Source organism: Streptococcus gwangjuense (assembly GCF_003627155.1).
In the GTDB taxonomy this organism is placed as follows: domain Bacteria; phylum Bacillota; class Bacilli; order Lactobacillales; family Streptococcaceae; genus Streptococcus; species Streptococcus gwangjuensis.
The window spans coordinates 1,686,076-1,700,923 of the sequence record NZ_CP032621.1; the positions used below are offsets into that span (position 1 = coordinate 1,686,076).

Consider the following 14,848-nt stretch of genomic DNA (forward strand, 5'->3'; position numbering starts at 1 on the left):
AGAAGGGAGATACCATGCGCGTAAATATTACACTTGAACACAAAGAATCTGGTGAACGCTTGTACCTTACTTCTAAAAACAAACGTAACACTCCAGACCGTCTTCAATTGAAGAAATACTCACCAAAACTTCGCAAACACGTTGTGTTTACAGAGGTGAAGTAAGCATTCAATACGAATCAATACAGAAGAAAAACGCTAATTCAAGCGTTTTTTTCTTTTGGTTAATTTCACTACATTGCAAGGGAAATCATTCGAATGACTACATTTTTGACTATATTTTTGTGAAATAAATTAGATGTTCGGATATATAGAAAAATCCAAAATCCCCTGCAAATCTACATTACAGGGGATTTGTGTGTTATTCTTGTACTTCTTTCTGGGCGGCCTTGCCTTGGTCTAGAAGGGCTTGGACGATTTTCTCATCGCGTAGTTTGACAGAATCATTGATCATTTCTGCGGACTTGACGATGGTTGTTTCTAGTTGGGCACGTTTTTGACGGCCTAATTCAATAGCAGCAACGATGCCTTGGTTTTGTGCGACCAGACTTTCAGCCAGCTTGGTAACAGACTCAACAGCAACTGTCGGGCTTTGGGCAATTCGTTCCATCTGCGGAATCACTTCCTTGCTGGTTTCAGCTAGCATCTGAAGGGCAGCATTATTGGCATTGACAATGGCATCTGCCACGACACCTGATTTCATTGATTGTTGCAAAATACCAAGTTGGGCAATAGAAAGTTTCATTGTTGGAATGGTATTGCGACGAAGCATGCCCAATTTTTGGCGCATATCAGATGACACCTTCACAAGATTGCGCATCTGAGGTGTTGTTGCCCAGGCAACATAGAGACGGCTGACATACTCAGTGTGCTGTTGTTCGAGGGTATTGACCACTTCAGCCATGCGGGCCAATTCTTGTGATTTGGTTTGGTATTCTACCGTACTTGTATCGAGTTGGTCAGCTTGGGCTTTCAGTTCGGCAGCGCGATTACCAGCTTCTGTCTGGCTGGCTTCGATAAAGGAAATCACTCCCACTAGATTTTCAATGGATTTGGTATTATCCTCAATCAACATCTCAGCAGAGACGATATTTCGAGCTAGCACATCTTCTTGCTTGACCACTGCGGCAGCCATGCCATCTAGCTTTTGCTCCACTGTTTTTGAATCAAAGTAAAATTCTTGTAGGGTATTCTTGCTCTTGTTAAACAAGCGTTGCAAAAAGTTTGGCTTCTCTTCTAACTCAGCAATTTCAGCGTTCTTGTATTTGACTACAAAGCCTTGCAACTCACGGTTGGTATTTTTGAGTAAATCATCCACTTGGGGAATCTGTAGTTTCTTTTGTTCTGACAAGATACGATTGACCGTATTGTTCACACCTTCGACAGCAGATTGTCCAAAATCCAAAAGAGCATTTTGATTGGTGACAAACTGGTCTACTAACTGAGGCACGTGCGCCTTGATTCCTTCTTGCTGCTCAGGGCTCAACTTTTCAAGGAAGGTCAAGGTCTTGTCTGAGCCAGTATTTGTCTCGATGATTTGGGTTGTTTTATCCACCTTAGCTACCGTATTATTGGCAATCTGGTCAATATCAAAATTAAATTCTGTCATGGTTACTCCTTTGTTTCTAACCTATTCTTTACGATCTTTTTCGAGGATACGCAGACTGATATCAAAATCACGCATATCTGTTTCATTGAGTTCTCTCAAGACTTGGTCCAGCTCAAGGTCAAATTGTTCGATGGCTGCTTTAGCTTGTTGCAAACGTTCTTCTGCCCGATTATAGTTTTTAGGATTAGCCTTAATCTTTAAATAGCCTTCTAAAATCGTTTGGAATTTCTCCATCTTCAAACTATGAATGGCAGTCAATTCTTCCTTATCCCCCTCAGCAGAGGTAGCAATCTTATCTAAAATAGCCTGATGGTCAATGGCAATATTGGCCAAGGTCTGGGACAATTCTGGAGCTAATTCCTCTGGCTCTGCATTCTCAAGATCTACCTGACTTTCTCTATCCAAACGTTCCAGCTGAACATCGATATTTGCCCTTACTGTACGAACCTTTTTATCAATACGATTATAGACATCATCATCGATATAGGACTTGAGACGATCCGCCTCCTGATGGATTTCCCTCAGTTCGATTAATACTTGATTGGCCAGACTCTTATAGGAATCTGAACCTTTTTCTACTAAAGTTCCCTCTAGTTGTTGAATATCTTTGTCCGCCTGACGAATCCTAGCTTTTAAAAGCTCAATCCGATCGTCTAGAGAACGATCCTGCAAAAGAGGATAGCGCCAACGTTTATAGAGACGATAACCACCATATCCTAGCAGGACACAAGCCGCAAGTGGAAGAGCATATTGAACCAAAAGGCCCAACAAGAACAAGAAGCCCCAAAAATAGAGACAGCCTTTCCAAAAACCATTACCCGATTTCATAAACATTCCTTATTTTCAATTTATAAGTCTATTTTAGCACAAAAGACAAAAATGAGGGCGGAAATTCCCTAGAAAAGAATTGATTTCTTTGATGTAGAATGGAGGATAGTAGCGCGTGTGCTAATTTTAGTGAAGCGGACTCAAACCACAAACACACTCTGATGAATATCAAAACAAAAGCTTGAAATATCGGAGGGGTTGTGTTAGAATGAAAGCATAAAGGGAAAATAATGCTTCTAGCATATGCAACTAAAAAAGCCCCACCGTGCCACCGATGGGGTTTTTTGCTACCCTCTAAAAGGGTTAAATGCTACTTGCTACGTCTCTTTATCCATAGCTTGAAAAGCTCAGATAGTACGTTAACAAGTAACGGAGCTAGAAAAAGGGAAAATAACTCTAGCATATATAACACCTCCCTTCCTTAAAGTGAGGGGGCCAAAATATTATACCCAGATTTATATCATCAACATCGTGTCATTCTTGAAATAGCTAGACTTAGATACACAAATAACCTCACTAGTAAATCTCTAAGTAAACCCAGAAATCAACATTTTAAGACAAAGCAAAAAGCCCCTAGAGTAGCTAAGGGCCGATTTATTTGCAAGGATAGGCAGGACTGTCGGGGCTCCTACATTTCTCGACCCACTATAAGTGGCGCGTTGGTGACAGATTCTCAACCTCTATCCTTCATGTCTTCATTATAGCACTTTTTTCTCAATTTTCAATCCGTGCATCTGAATTTATTGTCTATCTTTTTCTCTAGTGTCCTTCAACCATATTGCACTTCAACCTCACTCATGATTTCCAGCAAAGTTTTCCCGTTAATCTGTAAAGAAATTAACTCATCAAAAGATACCACTTTATATTCATTATCTCCAAGTACGACTACAATGTCATAAACAGAATTAGGAAAAATACCACATACTTGCCCCTTATAATCAAAAGAAGCGTCCCAACCATTGTCATACAATGCTCGTAAATCATCTAATATCGCCATAATATAGCTTAATTCTCCTATATAAGATATTCTACAACTTATCCAAAACCATACGAAAATTTATCCGGCAACTCTTTTCCTAACTGAATACTTTTATTCAAAGTATCTTTGACAAACGAAGAAAATTGTCCTAAATCATCTCTAACATAGCTATATTCCAAAGTAGTTTTATCGATCGTTGCAATTCCTCTACAACTTCCACTCACAATAGAATACTGCCTCTTAGACGAGCCATCTTCTATTTTGTACATCGTAATAATTTGTTTATCAATCTTTGTCATTTTCTATTTAGTATAAAATAAGGCACTGGAATTATTCTTGATTCTCAAAAATATAATTGCAACAACGTGTCAAAATCATCTTCGAAAACATTTTGACTATTTTGCTTTATTTGCTCAATGATTTTATCCTTTTTATCTCTGTCTAAAGGTAGTGTTTCAAACGCTTCTTCTTTTACTAAGAATTCACCATTTTCTCCCTGGAATTCTTTTGTAATTTTTCTAATATGACTCTCGAAATCGATAGATTGAAGTTCTTCGTCGTTGATGTTATCTTCAATCGCATCTAGTAACAAACTAATTGAAATTTTAATCATCTTTAAATACTTCCCTATGCGTAAATACCGCCACTTTATTCATCAAGTCATCCTCTGTGTAGTCAATTGTAAAAGTATCTAAATTAAAGATAGATTTAGGTGGAGTTGAATGAATCATAGGGACACTACGTACCCTATACTCTTTTTCTCCAATTCTAACAAACTGATTGATTTTCAAATCTGAAAAATCAGGATTCTCAACAGTAATAGAAATAAGACGATGCGCTATTTTATAAACATCAATTATCTTATTTTCCATGTTTAACTTATCCATAATTATTATTTTAATACTTATGTTCTTGGTAATCAAAACCTATTTTAGATTTAATACTATCAAATAAATCTAAAACAGACTTAGGAGTGTTCTTTTTAAAAGATACACGAGGCATATCTTTGTCAGGATAAACTTGGTCTACCCACTCATGAATTTGATTATAAAAAATCAAGAGCTCTTTGCTTGGTGGTATCATCATATCTAAAACGAAACCTCCTTTACTTTAACTTCATTATAAACTTTCCTATCCTAATATTCAATCAACAAGAGACCATTACGATAGCTTTTTAGAAAATGGTAAGTAGCCTTTTCTGTCTCTTTAATTCTCATGATTTGATTTCTTATACTCAATGAAAATCAAAATGCAAACTAGGAAGCTAGCCGCAGGCTGTGCTCGAGTTCAGCAGGCAAGAAATTAGCACGGTCAAACGTCCTTTTTTATTACCTAATAATACTATCATACCACATCTAGAAAACACACTAAATTATTAGTAATCCCCATCGATTTGCAGTATAATGATGGAAAGGTGGGTTGATACTCACGGTTCACTAAAAAGACTGGTTTGGCGAGTTTATGGAGGAGGGATTTATATGGATAGATCAAAAAAAACTTGGGTTATTGATGGATATTTATGGTTAAATTGCCCTGTTTGCGGAACTGAAGTTATGGACTATGATATCTGTGACGTCTGTCGTTGGCAAAATACAGGTATTATAAATATTGACGGTGGCCCAAATAAATTGACTCTAGCCGAAGCCAAAGAAGCTTACGCAAGGAGAAAAATCGTAAAAATTCTAGAATTTGATACAGTGTTGTTAAAAAACGGTCAAATGGCGACAATTGTCGAAAAGTTAAGTGAAGATACTTTTATTGCTGACATAGGTGATTCACCCAAAGACTGGGATACCATAACAATCACAATCAATGATATTGAAAAAGTAGTGTATAGAAATAGCTAATATATTTGTATAGTATTGAGAGTAACCTTAAATGAATAAGACTGGAAAAGAGAATTTGATAATCATTGATGGTCGAGAATATGTCCATTGTCCAGTATGTGGTACTATTACAGCAGTGTATGACATCTGTGACGTCTGTCAGTGGCAAAACACAGGAGAAACTAATATAGATGGTGGCCCTAATGAAATGACCCTTGCGGAGGCTAAAGAAGCTTATGTTAATGGAATTCCAATAATATAACAGAGTATAGTAACACGAAAGGAGAGACTGATGGAACTTAGAAGATTTAATAACAAGGTTGTCAGAATCACCGATATTGATGGCCAAATATTTGAAGGTGTAGCTCTTTACGAAGACAAAGATGTCCACGATGAAGAACTTGATGGGTTATCCGTTAATTCTGGAACCAGGTGGACTAAACTCTTTGAAGATGAAATAAAGGAAATTGAAATTACTGAAAAAATCAACCAATCAAAAAGCCCCTAGATTCGTTTCTAAAGGCTTCTAATTAGGTCTGTGTTATGTTTGTTCATATACCAACAAAACACCACCACGGTAGCTTTTAGCGAAGTCTAGCAGTATCTCAGCCTTGAGGCGTTCATACTCAGCTTTATCATGCCCAGCGTCTCATATAACTGAAATAGCTTTAATCTATCTATAAATCGTCTTGCGAATATCTCACGTCCTACATCATACAATCACTTATCTTCAATTCTAAGTCTAGTCTCTGAATTGCTTTTTCAAAATTTTTAATGCTTTTTAGTTTCTTTTCTACTTGGTTAGTGGTCACACTGGTATTCCTTATAGTATAATTAGTTTAAAGAGAAGTGAGGTAGAAATGATAGTGTCGCTACGCAACTTCATAGTTTGAGATGACGGGACAGGCACACCGTCCACTACTCTTGAGCGCTTAGATTATTCTAGGTGCTTTTTTTGCATTTTCTCGGTGTTCGCTCTTGGTTCAAGTCCATTCTCCATACCATTTGGTAAGGAATTAAGAGACATTTTTATCTCTTCTATCTCCTTGTCATTCTGCTAGCAACTAAGGCAAGTTATCGCACAATTGATATTGACCCACAAACTATAGAGGTCTTAAAAGTGTATCAAAAAAGACAAAGGCAAGAAGCTTGGAAACTTGGTCGAACTGAAACTGTTGTCTTCTCAGATTTTATTCATAAATACCCAAACAATAAAACACTATCAACTCGTTTAAATACACGTTTCAAACATGCTGGTGTACCTAATATTGGATTCCACGGTTTTAGACACACACACGCTAGTCTTTTGCTAAACTCTGGAATACCATATAAAGAATTACAACACCGTCTAGGTCATTCTACACTAGCTATGACTATGGACACTTACAGTCATCTCTCCAAAGAAAAAGCAAAAACAGCCGTCTCATTTTATGAGAAAGCTGTAAGTTCTTTGTGAAGGGGGACAAAAAGGGGGACAAACCCAGAAATCAACGTTTTAAGACAAAGCAAAAAGCCCACTGTTGTAGGCTTTCTGTAAGATATATCTTAAAATTAAGGCTCTATAATATTTGTAGTGGGTACCCCCTATAGATATTATGGAGCCTATTTTGTTGTAGAAAAAAAGTCCCATAAGATCTATAATGAAAAGTGACCAAACAACTCATTAGAAAGATTCATATGGAACAATTACATTTTATCACAAAACTACTCGATATCAAAGACCCTAATGTCCAATTTATGGATATCATCAATAGGGATACTCACAAAGAAATCATCGCTAAACTAGATTATGAGGCACCATCTTGCCCTGATTGCGGAAGTCAAATGAAGAAATATGACTTCCAAAAACCATCGAAAATTCCTTACCTTGAAACAACTGGTATGCCTACCAGAATCCTCCTTAAAAAGCGTCGTTTCAAGTGCTATCATTGCTCTAAAATGATGGTCGCTGAGACTTCTATCGTCAAGAAAAATCATCAAATCCCTCGTATTATCAACCAAAAAATTGCGCAAAAGTTAATTGAAAAGACTTCTATGACTGACATTGCCCATCAGCTTTCCATTTCAACTTCAACTGTCATTCGTAAACTGAATGATTTTCACTTTAAGCATAACTTTAGCCAACTTCCTGAGATTATGTCCTGGGACGAGTATGCCTTTACCAAGGGAAAAATGAGTTTCATTGCACAAGACTTTGATAATCTCAACATTATCACCGTTCTTGAAGGTAGAACACAAGCTATCATCCGAAATCACTTTCTGCGCTACGATAGAGCCGTTCGTTGTCAGGTGAAAATCATTACGATGGATATGTTTAGCCCCTACTACGATATTGCCAGGAAACTTTTTCCTAACGCTAAAATCGTTCTCGACCGCTTTCACATTGTCCAACATCTCAGCCGTGCTATGAGTCGTGTCCGTGTCCAAATCATGAATCAATTTGAGCGAAAATCTCATGAATATAAGACCATCAAACGTTACTGGAAGCTCATTCAACAGGATAGTCGTAAACTGAGTGATAAACGTTTTTATCGCCCTACTTTTCGCATGCACTTAACAAATAAAGAAATTCTAGACAAGCTTTTGAGCTATTCAGAAGAGTTGAAACACCACTACAATCTCTATCAACTCTTACTTTTTCACTTTCAGAACGAGGAACCTGACAAATTCTTCGGACTTATTGAGGACAATCTAAAGCAGGTTCATCCTCTTTTTCAGACTGTCTTTAAAACCTTCCTCAAGGATAAAGAAAAGATTGTCAACGCCCTTCAACTACCCTATTCCAACGCCAAATTGGAAGCGACCAATAATCTCATCAAACTTATCAAGCGAAATGCCTTTGGTTTTCGGAACTTTGAAAACTTCAAAAAACGGATTTTTATCGCTCTCAATATCAAAAAAGAAAGGACGAAATGTGTCCTTTCTCGATCTTAGCTTTTCTTCAACCCACTACAGTTGACAAAGAGCCAAAATTAAAGCATTTTGTTGTAGAATTCAACGACAAGTGCTTCGTTGATTTCTGGGTTGATTTCGTCGCGTTCTGGTAAGCGAGTCAATGAACCTTCCAATTTTTCAGCGTCGAATGATACGAATGCTGGACGTCCAAGGGTAGCTTCTACTGCTTCAAGGATTGCTGGAACTTTCAATGATTTCTCACGAACTGAGATCACTTGACCTGGAGTTACGCGGTATGATGGGATATCAACGCGTTTTCCGTCAACAAGGATGTGACCGTGGTTTACGAATTGACGAGCTTGACGACGAGTAGTCGCAAGACCAAGACGGTAAACAACGTTATCCAAACGGCGTTCCAAAAGAAGCATGAAGTTGAAACCTAGGATTCCGCCTTTGATTTTTGTAGCTTGTACGAACAAGTTACGGAATTGTTTTTCACCTACACCGTAAGTGAAACGAAGTTTTTGTTTTTCAGCCAATTGCAAACCGTATTCTGACAATTTAGAACGGTTGTTTGGTCCGTGTTGTCCTGGTACGTAGTTACGACGTGCCAATTCTTTACCTGTACCTGTAAGTGAAAGGCCAAGGCGACGAGCTTGTTTCCAAGATGGTCCTGTATAACGTGACATGTGAATGCCCTCCTGATATAAATAATATTTCGGTGGAAATAGTCACTTAGAAAGCCCTGATTCGTGCAGATGCCCTTCGCCTAAACAGCCAAGGTTACTTATCATAAGACACCTGTTGACGAGCTTCATGCTTTCCTGCTGATATTTCACACAAAATCCATTTTACCATGAATGGCTAGATTTGTAAAGGGGTTTTAAGCTTTAGTAAGTGGTAAAATTTTTTAGAAAACCTCAAACCCTATGAGAGAGACCCCCAAGCAAGAAAAAAACTAGGATTTCCCTTGTCCCAGTCTTGACATTCTGCTCATTATGCTTTAACATAGAGTATGTAGACTGAGTAAGTTGGGGAAATAAAATTTCTTCTTTCGGTTTTTACTTACTCGGTGCCGTAAGGATTGCAGTCCTTACGGCTTTTTTATTTGCTTAAATTTGATATCATTATAGCACGTTTCATCCCCTGGTGCAACTATTTCTAAATATCAGGGTTTAAATTTCTTCCAGGTAATTTTCCCAGTTGGCATATATTGACTTGTTTTTTTGGACTCTAAGCGTCTAACCTCCCCACCAGATAGCCCTCTTTGCTCTTGAATTTGATCATAGTCAACAATCCAAGACCCCAATAATAATTCCCGAAGTTCGTCTTTATCAGCCAAGAGTATCATTTTACTCATTGCTTCTGCTCCTTTTTCTGTCCAATATTTTCCACCTCTCTTCATACGGTAAGTAATTTTACGATGCTGACTTTCCATTATACCTATTCCAGAATGCGAAAGGCCTCTCAATTCTGCAGGCTTGGTATATTGAAAATTTTGAAGAAGGCGCCGTTTAAATTTATAGAACTGTTCTATCTCTTCCTGATTCTCTATTAAAGCCTCTGTCGTATCTAAAACACTACGTAATAAACTTTTATCATGCCTTTGAATCGCTTGAAATGCTTTTTCTAAAAGCTCTGATGGATAAGAATTGAAAAAGCTCTTTAAACTATGATTAAGATGATATTCGTCCCAAAAATGCTCATGGCGACTTACTCTGAGTATCTTTGCCATTTCTTTAAAGACATACGGTGTATAGCCATGCCCTCCATCTGAATTAGTGACAAAAATAGTTTCTTTACTAATCTCGAAAGTATTAGTTAAATAGTCTATTACCTGCTCTCTCACTAAACGATTTTTGGGTGAAATAAATTCCTTTTTGTTTTGCAGTTCAAATCTCTTACTCCCTATCTTTTTGCTTCCTGTATGTACGACAAAATGAGAAAGATCTATACGGCGATTATTTAGATTTTTATCACTTGATTTTACCATTACACCATCTCCCTCTACGTAGATGACATCTACTTTCTCTTTTATTTCGTTTGATTCTTGATAAGACTGGTAACTTTCCTGTTTCTTCAACAAATCAGCGCATAGTTTAACTGCCTTAACGACTGTAGGTTTTGTAATTACAATATTATAAGTCATTTCAATCACTTGTATCACTTTTCCATAAGACATCATAGTAGATAATTTAGCTATTTGGTACATAAATTCTCTGGAATATCTAGTATTTCTCTCTAAACCCAATTTATCATCAACAGGAATTATCCAGTTATCTCCTTTTTTCCAACGCCTTCTCCTAAAAGTAAATTCCCCAAATGTAAAAGCTACTGTTCGCTCCATTGAATGAATACAGGTATAACCTCTTCGCTTCATGATAGGCACTTGTGAATCATCATAAGATTTTATCCAATTTAAAAAATCTTTACCGCTACTCTCTAATAAATTCTCCTTGAATAAACGTTCATCTAGCACCTGCCACAACCTCCTTTAGTACAATAGAGCTATTGTACAAGTCAGGTAGAACTTTAGGCAAATTTATTTTAATTCTACAAAAAACTCCTGATATAAATCAGGAGTTAAAGATATAGGTACAAACTATTAAATCTAACAAACAAATACAATGTTAGTAGTTTGCCATTTTTTCAAAAAAACGTCAACATTAATTATCATCTTCTTCACTCTCAGCGCCAGTGATATGACGTCCTCCCTGCATACGCTGTCCTGCTTGTTGCATTTGTTGGTTCATGTAATTCATTTGATTCATGCTCTGTTGAAATTTTTGTTGAGAAGGATCAGGCTGTGCTGATGGTTGTGTCGATTCTGAAACTGGTGCCTCTGCAGGTGGATTTGGATCTTGAATTGGGGACTCCATTCCTTCAGCTGAAGAAGTTGGATCGACAATAGGTGCATCCGTTGTTCCTGGATCGATTGGAGGTTCAGGAATATCAATTGGGCCAGGCTGACCAATTCCAGGAACAGCATCATTTTTCAGAGCGTTATAGGTCGCATTTTGAGCAGAGACAGCCTTATCATCCAGCTTATCTAAAACGTTGCCTACTGCCCCTTTCGTATTTTGCATGGCTTCAAAAGTTTTCCATTCTGCCAAATCAACCATATTGCTTACACCACCTTTGGCCGCATTCATCAAGCCCTGGTCTTTTACAGAGTTCCAAGCACCTTGAATACCACCTCCAGTTCTGGCAAGGCTATTCCCTAGGATCTGGCTTCCTTTAGATAAGGCATCTGGAGCTTTTTGTGCCATATCCATACCAAATTGACCAAGTGCCATACCCCCATTAAAGACACCACCTGCTCCAGCCGCAAAGGCATTGCCCATCATCATAGCCCCAAGCAATTGTTGAGCTGTTTCACTGTGACCTGTCGAAACTCCAAGCCAACGCTCAATCATGGCCACTCCTTGCATGGATGCAAAGAATACTCCAACATAAACTACACAGGCTGCTATCATTTGTTCCCAACTATTAAGGCCTTCAAAGAACCCTCCAGAAAGCTTCGCTACAGCTGAGACAGATAGAACTGGTAAATCTCGGAAAATCTCAAGCGTTACACGCATAATGATCACCTCAAAAAAGATACCTGCTCCAGCACCGCCAATTGTTCTTAATAATTCCTTATATTTTTTAGAGTTAGAAAGTGAAGTATAACCGACTAGAGGTGAAATAAGTGCTTCAATAAGAATATCAAAAATAGATTTTACGAGTTTAATGGCCATACTCGTTAAAAGAATAATCAAAATAAAATACTGAGCAAACATCCCAATCCAATTGACTTTATAACGCATATATACTGGTTCAAAAGCATTTAACCCCTTTACAATGCGATGTTCATCAACAGCTAGAATGCCATTTTGAGTTGCATTTAATTGATGAAGAAAGAGTCCTTTTAATCCCTTTTGTTTTGCCTCAAGAGCATCTAATAGAACTGTATCAGTCGCTCCAAATGTGGCACTAAAATCAATTCGTGAAGCAAAATCAGAGGTATCACGTTTATCTGGACTATCTGTAATATTATTAAGAGGAGTCGAACCTTCCTGAATAGGTTTAATAAAGCCATAGTCATCCATTGGGAAAAGTTCTGTTGAAAAATCCTTATCAATTAAAACTTTCAAATCTACAACATTATTTTTCATAGGTTGAATAGCTAGAGAAGAGAAATACTTTGAATTGTCTCCTGAGGCACTCTCTACTTTCTGAACACTCTGCACATCTTCAGAAATGGCCGTAGATATTGTCGTTAAAGCCAACGGTAAAGCTGAAGATACTAGGGTCACCATCAAAAAATTTAAGATTACATTTTTATATTTAACTGGTTTTGTAAAAACTCCTGTAACAGCTGATACAACGAGTATTAAGGCAAACAGAGAAGTTCCAATTACCTGAAACCAGTAAAAAAATTGACCAATGACTGTCTTCTGATCCCCCAGATATCCGAAAAGTCCAAAAAGCTTAAATAAATTGTTAAAAACATGTTCTAGACTAGCAGTTATAAAATACAGGCCTTTAGCCAAAGAACCCCATAAACTAGATAAAAACGCTAAATAAGCTGGTGTTGGTTCCAGGTAATTGCTCCAATACTTATAAAATTCAACTAAAGGAGCCGAACGTTCATCTGTTATTGGAATCTTATCATGTAAATCATTATGTGTTGAGAAACTTCCTATCAAATCTGAAAAAGTACTATACTTCATTACTATCTCCTTTTTATTACTATCATAAAGAATAATAAAAAAGTTTGTAGTAAAGGGACAAACCTCAAAAAAGAGCGATCAATAAGGACTAAAAACATAAAATCGCATAGTATCAATTTTTTTGAATACTTGATACTATGCGATTTATCATGAAAAAAAGTTACGGTTTATTTTCGTGGAATTGAGTTTTTCTCGCCTCTAAATGGCTATTATTTCGCTACACCAGTAAAAACAAACTGATCCCAACCATCTCCTAACGATATAATTTTAATCTTTTTCCCACCATCACTTAGTTTTACTTGGTAAATAGATTGATCACTCCCCTTGATCTGAATATAAAAAATTGTATCATTTGAATTAGATTCTGCTTTATTTTTTTCAGCCGGACCTTTAAAGTTAGAAGCTAGCTCATCCTCAGACAATACTTGATATGTTTTGATATGAGATTCAATTTCAGTTCCGTCTGAAATCGTACTCTTATTCACATCAAAATCAAACTCATTAGTGGTTTCATCAAAATATGTTGCATTATCTGTATCAGAACGATAATACCCCAAATAACGACTTTTTAGGGTGCTAGGTGTGCCGTCTGCATTTTTTGAAGTTTTACCACCTGAACAAGCTGTTAAGATAGCAATACAGAGGCCAAGAACTCCTAAAATAAGCATCAATTTCTGTTTCATCATAGATGATCTCCTTTATTCCTGTTTTACTTGCTTTATTATACCAAACTTTTAGACTAAAATCACTCCTTCATAACACGATTTAACCAGCTAACTGTCAGCTCTTCGACTATTTCTTGTTTCCCACTAACTCCCAAAATAGTTATCTCATTTTTTATTAATAACTCTAAAATTTTGTTCTGCTGTTCCTTAATTTCAGTCAAACTCTTAGAAAAGGCATTGTCATATAAATTCAAGCCATCTAATTGACAAATTTTTTCCAGCTGAGCTAACATAAACGCATTGAAAGAAGGAAAATTTTGTTCCTTTTTCATCATATGTAGCTGAATAAACATATCTTCTGGTATATTGCGAATAAGTAAATCTTTAGTCATCACATTCTACCTCCCCTTCATACTCTAGCCAACGTGAAATATGATCGCCATAACAATGGATCTTTTCGTTGAAACTATCTAATTGTTCTGTTTGTTTTTGAACTTGGTTTTGAATATGGTCTGAAGCTAATTTCATATTTTCCAAATGAGCTACATATAATTCTTGAGCTCTATTGAATCTCCCAAATTCAATTTTTTCACGCAAAATCTGAAGTAAAAACTCATTAAAAGATTTTGCTTTTTTCTTTTTAGCAAGTGATTTTAAATAATCAATTTCCAGTTGAGTTAATCCACGAATTTTCAACTCACTTCGTTTTCCGTTAGTCATTTATTATCCATCCTTTCTACTCCACCAAAAAATCATAATGCCTCTTACTTTTCAATTCAATATAATCTGCAAGTAGGAAATAAAACTCATTCTCTGGCGTTCCTTTTGACCGTTCCTCCAATTCATGTAAAACTTTTAAACTATCTGGTGAACGAATTAAAAATTCTCGAAATTGTTCAATAGTATCTCTAGTATTTTCTCTATACAACTCTGTCCGACTCATTAATAATTCTTGAATCAAACTGAGTTGATTTTTAACTATTGTTTCAAAGCTTTCATCGTAATCCGTTGACCGTAAAAAGCTCTTTATTTTCATAACACCCTGAGGGGAAATGTATGTTACACCACCTTGTTTTTTGATATCAATATCCTCCAATTTTTGACGGTGATATCTAACTAAACTTTTTGTAATCCCCAACTCTTTCGCAACTTCTAACATCGTTTTCCAATTATCCATAAACACACCATTTTCCAAATTAATTTTTGATAGAGTGAAGCAGGGGTAAATTTGACCATATTTTGACTAGGCAAATTGCCTACCTTTTTCCTCTCCTATACCTAATAAAAGAGCATAAGGGAAACTGTTACCACATCCTGTGATAAGTTGATAGT

The 14,848-nt window shown here is 36.7% G+C and carries 18 protein-coding genes and 2 pseudogenes; 6 read left to right on the top strand and 14 right to left on the bottom strand.

What is annotated here, in order from left to right; all coding sequences use genetic code 11:
* The first annotated feature begins 14 nt into the window (after positions 1 to 14).
* Positions 15 to 164, top strand: a complete 150-nt coding sequence (rpmG, locus tag D7D53_RS08520; protein ID WP_001265622.1) for a 50S ribosomal protein L33 — start codon at positions 15 to 17, stop codon at positions 162 to 164.
* 196 nt (positions 165 to 360) lie between these two features.
* Here the strand turns inward: rpmG and D7D53_RS08525 are convergent, their stop codons facing one another.
* The 7 genes from D7D53_RS08525 to D7D53_RS08555 form a co-directional block, all read right to left on the bottom strand.
* Positions 361 to 1,608: a toxic anion resistance protein gene (locus D7D53_RS08525; protein WP_033685330.1), complete on the bottom strand. Its 1,248-nt coding sequence runs from the start codon at positions 1,606 to 1,608 to the stop codon at positions 361 to 363.
* Positions 1,609 to 1,629: 21 nt separating this feature from the next.
* Positions 1,630 to 2,436, bottom strand: coding sequence for a coiled-coil domain-containing protein (locus tag D7D53_RS08530; protein ID WP_120770693.1), 807 nt, complete (start codon positions 2,434 to 2,436; stop codon positions 1,630 to 1,632).
* A gap of 769 nt (positions 2,437 to 3,205) precedes the next feature.
* A complete protein-coding gene (locus D7D53_RS08535) occupies positions 3,206 to 3,433 on the bottom strand; it encodes a 16S rRNA processing protein RimM (RefSeq protein ID WP_120770694.1) in 228 nt (75 codons plus the stop codon).
* 38 nt (positions 3,434 to 3,471) lie between these two features.
* Positions 3,472 to 3,714, bottom strand: a complete 243-nt coding sequence (locus D7D53_RS08540; RefSeq protein WP_120770695.1) for a hypothetical protein — start codon at positions 3,712 to 3,714, stop codon at positions 3,472 to 3,474.
* Positions 3,715 to 3,758: 44 nt separating this feature from the next.
* Positions 3,759 to 4,028, bottom strand: a complete 270-nt coding sequence (locus D7D53_RS08545; RefSeq protein ID WP_020900513.1) for a hypothetical protein — start codon at positions 4,026 to 4,028, stop codon at positions 3,759 to 3,761.
* Complete coding sequence (locus tag D7D53_RS08550) at positions 4,021 to 4,302, bottom strand: hypothetical protein (protein WP_120770696.1); 282 nt, start codon at positions 4,300 to 4,302, stop codon at positions 4,021 to 4,023. Before D7D53_RS08550 ends, D7D53_RS08545 begins: the two co-directional genes overlap by 8 nt.
* A gap of 10 nt (positions 4,303 to 4,312) precedes the next feature.
* Positions 4,313 to 4,501 carry a hypothetical protein gene (locus tag D7D53_RS08555; protein WP_120770697.1) on the bottom strand — a complete coding sequence of 63 codons (189 nt, stop codon included), beginning with the start codon at positions 4,499 to 4,501 and terminating at the stop codon, positions 4,313 to 4,315.
* A 392-nt stretch (positions 4,502 to 4,893) separates the two neighbouring features.
* On the opposite strand from D7D53_RS08555, the pseudogene D7D53_RS10230 reads away from it, so the two are divergent.
* The 5 genes and pseudogenes from D7D53_RS10230 to D7D53_RS08580 form a co-directional block, all read left to right on the top strand.
* Positions 4,894 to 5,079: pseudogene (locus D7D53_RS10230) on the top strand (CPCC family cysteine-rich protein); the annotation flags it as partial.
* 214 nt (positions 5,080 to 5,293) lie between these two features.
* Entirely contained in the window at positions 5,294 to 5,503 is a 210-nt protein-coding gene (locus D7D53_RS08565; RefSeq protein WP_120770699.1) for a CPCC family cysteine-rich protein, read from the top strand.
* 30 nt (positions 5,504 to 5,533) lie between these two features.
* Positions 5,534 to 5,749 (top strand): hypothetical protein, encoded by a 216-nt coding sequence (locus D7D53_RS08570; protein WP_120770700.1) that lies wholly within the window; start codon positions 5,534 to 5,536, stop codon positions 5,747 to 5,749.
* Between the two features lie 555 nt (positions 5,750 to 6,304).
* Positions 6,305 to 6,697: pseudogene (locus D7D53_RS08575) on the top strand (site-specific integrase); the annotation flags it as partial.
* A 221-nt stretch (positions 6,698 to 6,918) separates the two neighbouring features.
* Entirely contained in the window at positions 6,919 to 8,175 is a 1,257-nt protein-coding gene (locus D7D53_RS08580) for an ISL3 family transposase (protein WP_120770310.1), read from the top strand.
* A gap of 38 nt (positions 8,176 to 8,213) precedes the next feature.
* Here D7D53_RS08580 and rpsD read toward each other — a convergent pair whose 3' ends face one another.
* From rpsD to D7D53_RS08615, 7 genes are all read right to left on the bottom strand, one after another.
* The gene (gene rpsD / locus D7D53_RS08585) at positions 8,214 to 8,825 is read right to left on the bottom strand and encodes a 30S ribosomal protein S4 (RefSeq protein WP_000092756.1); all 612 of its coding nucleotides are present in this window, start codon (positions 8,823 to 8,825) and stop codon (positions 8,214 to 8,216) included.
* Positions 8,826 to 9,304: 479 nt separating this feature from the next.
* Positions 9,305 to 10,615 carry an ISLre2 family transposase gene (locus D7D53_RS08590; RefSeq protein WP_120770701.1) on the bottom strand — a complete coding sequence of 437 codons (1,311 nt, stop codon included), beginning with the start codon at positions 10,613 to 10,615 and terminating at the stop codon, positions 9,305 to 9,307.
* Between the two features lie 187 nt (positions 10,616 to 10,802).
* Positions 10,803 to 12,851, bottom strand: a complete 2,049-nt coding sequence (locus D7D53_RS08595) for a pLS20_p028 family conjugation system transmembrane protein (protein ID WP_120770702.1) — start codon at positions 12,849 to 12,851, stop codon at positions 10,803 to 10,805.
* A gap of 209 nt (positions 12,852 to 13,060) precedes the next feature.
* Positions 13,061 to 13,537 (bottom strand): hypothetical protein, encoded by a 477-nt coding sequence (locus D7D53_RS08600; protein ID WP_120770703.1) that lies wholly within the window; start codon positions 13,535 to 13,537, stop codon positions 13,061 to 13,063.
* A 59-nt stretch (positions 13,538 to 13,596) separates the two neighbouring features.
* Positions 13,597 to 13,908, bottom strand: a complete 312-nt coding sequence (locus tag D7D53_RS08605) for a hypothetical protein (RefSeq protein WP_038804255.1) — start codon at positions 13,906 to 13,908, stop codon at positions 13,597 to 13,599.
* A complete protein-coding gene (locus D7D53_RS08610) occupies positions 13,901 to 14,236 on the bottom strand; it encodes a hypothetical protein (protein ID WP_120770704.1) in 336 nt (111 codons plus the stop codon). The genes D7D53_RS08605 and D7D53_RS08610 overlap by 8 nt, the downstream gene beginning before the upstream one ends.
* Before the next feature lie 16 nt (positions 14,237 to 14,252).
* On the bottom strand, positions 14,253 to 14,693 hold the full coding sequence (locus D7D53_RS08615) for a hypothetical protein (protein ID WP_120770705.1): 441 nt from the start codon (positions 14,691 to 14,693) through the stop codon (positions 14,253 to 14,255).
* Between the last annotated feature and the right edge of the window lie 155 nt (positions 14,694 to 14,848).